This window comes from Flavobacterium sp. LS1R10, assembly GCF_003968825.1.
Classification (GTDB): domain Bacteria; phylum Bacteroidota; class Bacteroidia; order Flavobacteriales; family Flavobacteriaceae; genus Flavobacterium.
Genome location: NZ_RYDH01000011.1, coordinates 1 through 5,440, shown reverse-complemented (window position 1 = coordinate 5,440; position 5,440 = coordinate 1). Strand labels below are relative to the sequence as shown.

Below are 5,440 nucleotides of genomic sequence, written 5' to 3'. Positions count from 1 at the left end.
GATGTTACCTTTGCACCCCGCAAAACGCGCAATGTTCCTTGACAGATTGATAAGAAAAGCAGAAGAAAGGGATATAAAAATTATCTCAAAAAAAACTTCACATTTTTCTTGTTAGTTAAAAAGAAAGTTGTACTTTTGCACCCGCTTCGAGAAACGCTATAACAAGTGTTAGTAGAGGTGATAGAAATAAAAGAACACGTTCCTAGACATATTGAATTGACAGCCGTCTTGTCCAAAAGACAAGACAAAAGAATAAGAGTAATAGAATTGAGAGATTTGAAAAAACCACTAGAATTTAGTCGCATAAACAAAGAGAACAGATTTATCTGAACTCACAAATATACGATGAAGAGTTTGATCCTGGCTCAGGATGAACGCTAGCGGCAGGCTTAACACATGCAAGTCGAGGGGTATGTTTCTTCGGAGACAGAGACCGGCGCACGGGTGCGTAACGCGTATGCAATCTACCTTTCACAGAGGGATAGCCCAGAGAAATTTGGATTAATACCTCATAGTATAGTACCTTGGCATCAAGGAATTATTAAAGTCACAACGGTGAAAGATGAGCATGCGTCCCATTAGCTAGTTGGTATGGTAACGGCATACCAAGGCAACGATGGGTAGGGGTCCTGAGAGGGAGATCCCCCACACTGGTACTGAGACACGGACCAGACTCCTACGGGAGGCAGCAGTGAGGAATATTGGACAATGGGCGCAAGCCTGATCCAGCCATGCCGCGTGCAGGATGACGGTCCTATGGATTGTAAACTGCTTTTATACGAGAAGAAACCCTGCTACGTGTAGCAGCTTGACGGTATCGTAAGAATAAGGATCGGCTAACTCCGTGCCAGCAGCCGCGGTAATACGGAGGATCCAAGCGTTATCCGGAATCATTGGGTTTAAAGGGTCCGTAGGCGGTCAGATAAGTCAGTGGTGAAAGCCCATCGCTCAACGGTGGAACGGCCATTGATACTGTCTGACTTGAATTATTAGGAAGTAACTAGAATATGTAGTGTAGCGGTGAAATGCTTAGAGATTACATGGAATACCAATTGCGAAGGCAGGTTACTACTAATATATTGACGCTGATGGACGAAAGCGTGGGTAGCGAACAGGATTAGATACCCTGGTAGTCCACGCCGTAAACGATGGATACTAGCTGTTGGGAGCAATCTCAGTGGCTAAGCGAAAGTGATAAGTATCCCACCTGGGGAGTACGTTCGCAAGAATGAAACTCAAAGGAATTGACGGGGGCCCGCACAAGCGGTGGAGCATGTGGTTTAATTCGATGATACGCGAGGAACCTTACCAAGGCTTAAATGTAGATTGACCGTTTTGGAAACAGAACTTTCGCAAGACAATTTACAAGGTGCTGCATGGTTGTCGTCAGCTCGTGCCGTGAGGTGTCAGGTTAAGTCCTATAACGAGCGCAACCCCTGTTGTTAGTTGCCAGCGAGTCAAGTCGGGAACTCTAACAAGACTGCCAGTGCAAACTGCGAGGAAGGTGGGGATGACGTCAAATCATCACGGCCCTTACGCCTTGGGCTACACACGTGCTACAATGGACGGTACAGAGAGCAGCCACTGGGTGACCAGGAGCGAATCTACAAAACCGTTCTCAGTTCGGATCGGAGTCTGCAACTCGACTCCGTGAAGCTGGAATCGCTAGTAATCGGATATCAGCCATGATCCGGTGAATACGTTCCCGGGCCTTGTACACACCGCCCGTCAAGCCATGGAAGCTGGGGGTGCCTGAAGTCGGTGACCGCAAGGAGCTGCCTAGGGTAAAACTGGTAACTAGGGCTAAGTCGTAACAAGGTAGCCGTACCGGAAGGTGCGGCTGGAACACCTCCTTTCTAGAGCCTTAGTGTTAGTAGCAATACACGCTAGGGAAAGAAGACTAAATATCGAAAAGGAAACAAATATTGACATTATATTACTCTTGCTGTTAGTTCAAATAATATTACAGTCGTAAAGTTGTAAAGTCCAATGTCAAAAGTCAAGTACTTTCGACTTTAAGACCTTCGGCTTTAGACATAAGTATAAAGAGTGTCTCGTAGCTCAGCTGGTTAGAGTACTACACTGATAATGTAGGGGTCGACAGTTCGAGTCTGTCCGAGACAACTATTTAACTTAAAAAAAGAAGAAATTCTAGAGTTGAGAAATCGCGATATATCGTTATTGGTAATTCACAATTCATAATTAAAAAAGATTGGGGAATTAGCTCAGCTGGCTAGAGCGCCTGCCTTGCACGCAGGAGGTCAACGGTTCGACTCCGTTATTCTCCACAAAAAGAGTGATCAGCTTACAGTGATCAGTACTCAGTTTCGACTGAATACTAAAAACTGAACACTGAACACTACTTTAAAGTTCATTGACATATTGAGATAAGAAAATAATAAAAAGTAGAAAGCATTTTTTGCTTGTTTATTTATAGACAAGTGAAAGAAACGGCATTCTTAATTGAATGTTGGTACAATAAGCAAAATAAGGGCGTATGGGGGATGCCTTGGCTCTCAGAGGCGATGAAGGGCGTGATAAGCTGCGAAAAGCTACGGGGATTGGCACACACGATATGATCCGTAGATACCCGAATGGGGCAACCCACTATGTTGAAGACATAGTACACCGATAGGTGGGCAAACCCGCTGAACTGAAACATCTAAGTAGGCGGAGGAGAAGAAAACAAAAGTGATTCCGTAAGTAGTGGCGAGCGAACGCGGATTAGCCCAAACCAAAGATGTTACGGCATTTTTGGGGTTGTAGGACCACGATATTTGTTGCGGATAGAATTAGAATCTACTGGAAAGTAGGGCCAAAGAAGGTGATAGCCCTGTATAAGTAATAGAAGATAACGATAGTGGTATCCTGAGTAGGGCGGGACACGAGAAATCCTGTCTGAATTTGGCGGGACCATCCGCTAAGGCTAAATACTCCTGAGAGACCGATAGTGAACCAGTACCGTGAGGGAAAGGTGAAAAGAACCGTGAATAACGGAGTGAAATAGATCCTGAAACCATACGCTTACAAGCGGTCGGAGCCCTTTCGTGGGGTGACGGCGTGCCTTTTGCATAATGAGCCTACGAGTTAACGTTGCTGGCAAGGATAAGTGGTTAAGCCACGGATCCGTAGCGAAAGCGAGTCTGAATAGGGCGCTTTAGTCAGTAGTGTTAGACGCGAAACCGTGTGATCTACCCATGGGCAGGTTGAAGCTGTGGTAACACATAGTGGAGGACCGAACCGGTTGACGTTGAAAAGTCTTCGGATGACCTGTGGGTAGGGGTGAAAGGCCAATCAAACTCGGAAATAGCTCGTACTCCCCGAAATGCATTTAGGTGCAGCGTTATGGTTAAAGTTATATAGAGGTAGAGCTACTGATTGGATGCGGGGGCTTCACCGCCTACCAATTCCTGACAAACTCCGAATGCTATATAATGTTTCATAACAGTGAGGGCTTGGGTGCTAAGGTCCAAGTCCGAGAGGGAAAGAACCCAGACCATCAGCTAAGGTCCCCAAATATACGCTAAGTTGAAAGAACGAGGTTTGTCTGCCCAGACAGCTAGGATGTTGGCTTGGAAGCAGCCATTCATTTAAAGAGTGCGTAACAGCTCACTAGTCGAGCGGACGAGCATGGATAATAATCGGGCATAAGCGTATTACCGAAGCTATGGATTTACAATTAATTGTAAGTGGTAGGGGAGCATTCTCACAGGGTAGAAGGTGTATCGTAAGGTATGCTGGACTGGTGAGAAAAGAAAATGTAGGCATAAGTAACGATAATGCGGGCGAGAAACCCGCACACCGAAAGACTAAGGTTTCCACAGCTATGCTAATCAGCTGTGGGTTAGTCGGGACCTAAGGCGAACCCGAAAGGGACAGTCGATGGACAACGGGTTAATATTCCCGTACTAGTTATTACTGTGATGGGGTGACGGAGTGATGAAAGCGCCGCGAACTGACGGAATAGTTCGTTGAAGTACCTACCTATAAGCTGCGCAGGCAAATCCACGCGGCTTGGGGAAATACGATAGTACTCGGATACTTCGGTAGAAGAGATAGTGCGCCTAAGGGCTTCCAAGAAAAACCTCTAAACTTCAGGTAATAAGTACCCGTACCGCAAACCGACACAGGTAGTCGAGGAGAGAATCCTAAGGTGCTCGAGAGATTCATGGCTAAGGAATTAGGCAAAATAGACCCGTAACTTCGGGAGAAGGGTCGCCTCGTAGCAATACGAGGCCGCAGTGAAGAGGTCCAGGCGACTGTTTATCAAAAACACAGGGCTCTGCAAAATCGTAAGATGAAGTATAGGGCCTGACACCTGCCCGGTGCTGGAAGGTTAAGTGGAGATGTTATCTTCGGAGAAGCATTGAAATGAAGCCCCAGTAAACGGCGGCCGTAACTATAACGGTCCTAAGGTAGCGAAATTCCTTGTCGGGTAAGTTCCGACCTGCACGAATGGTGTAACGATCTGGACACTGTCTCAGCCATGAGCTCGGTGAAATTGTAGTAGCGGTGAAGATGCCGCTTACCCGCAGTGGGACGAAAAGACCCTGTGCACCTTTACTATAGCTTAGTATTGACCTTGGATAAATGATGTGTAGGATAGGTTGGAGACTGTGAAGTGGCGTCGCTAGGCGTTGTGGAGTCATTGTTGAAATACAACCCTTTGTTTATCTAGGGCCTAACCCCGCTATGCGGGGGACATTGCTTGGTGGGTAGTTTGACTGGGGTGGTCGCCTCCAAAAGAGTAACGGAGGCTTCTAAAGGTTCCCTCAGTACGCTTGGTAACCGTGCGTAGAGTGCAATGGCATAAGGGAGCTTGACTGAGAGACATACAGGTCGATCAGGTACGAAAGTAGAGCATAGTGATCCGGTGGTTCCGCATGGAAGGGCCATCGCTCAAAGGATAAAAGGTACGCCGGGGATAACAGGCTGATCTCCCCCAAGAGCTCATATCGACGGGGGGGTTTGGCACCTCGATGTCGGCTCGTCACATCCTGGGGCTGGAGAAGGTCCCAAGGGTTGGGCTGTTCGCCCATTAAAGTGGCACGCGAGCTGGGTTCAGAACGTCGTGAGACAGTTCGGTCTCTATCTACTGTGGGCGCAAGAAATTTGAGTGGATCTGATTCTAGTACGAGAGGACCGAATTGGACAAACCTCTAGTGTATCTGTTGTCACGCCAGTGGCATCGCAGAGTAGCTACGTTTGGAAGGGATAAGCGCTGAAAGCATATAAGCGCGAAACCCACCACAAGATGAGATTTCTTTTAAGGGTCGTAGGAGATGACTACGTTGATAGGCTATAGATGTAAAGGCAGTAATGTCATAGTCGAGTAGTACTAATAACCCGTAAGCTTATGTACGCTTTTCCTGCCGAGCAATCGGCAGGAAGAAACTTTCTAATACTTTTTATTTTCTTTATCTCAGTATGTTAAGATATT

Annotated in this window: 2 tRNA genes and 2 rRNA genes; all 4 read left to right on the top strand. The window is 46.8% G+C overall.

Features of this window, described 5'->3' with window-relative positions:
• Nucleotides 1-342 precede the first annotated feature (342 nt).
• The 4 genes from EKL96_RS14125 (at nt 343) to EKL96_RS14110 (ending at nt 5,362) form a co-directional block, all read left to right on the top strand.
• A 16S ribosomal RNA gene (locus EKL96_RS14125) occupies nt 343-1,856 on the top strand.
• A 194-nt stretch (nt 1,857-2,050) separates the two neighbouring features.
• Nucleotides 2,051-2,124: transfer RNA gene (locus tag EKL96_RS14120), tRNA-Ile, on the top strand.
• 90 nt (nt 2,125-2,214) lie between these two features.
• Nucleotides 2,215-2,288: transfer RNA gene (locus tag EKL96_RS14115), tRNA-Ala, on the top strand.
• 188 nt (nt 2,289-2,476) lie between these two features.
• Nucleotides 2,477-5,362, top strand: a 23S ribosomal RNA gene (locus EKL96_RS14110).
• Together the 16S and 23S rRNA genes with 2 tRNA genes alongside form the textbook arrangement of a ribosomal RNA operon.
• Nucleotides 5,363-5,440 lie beyond the last annotated feature (78 nt).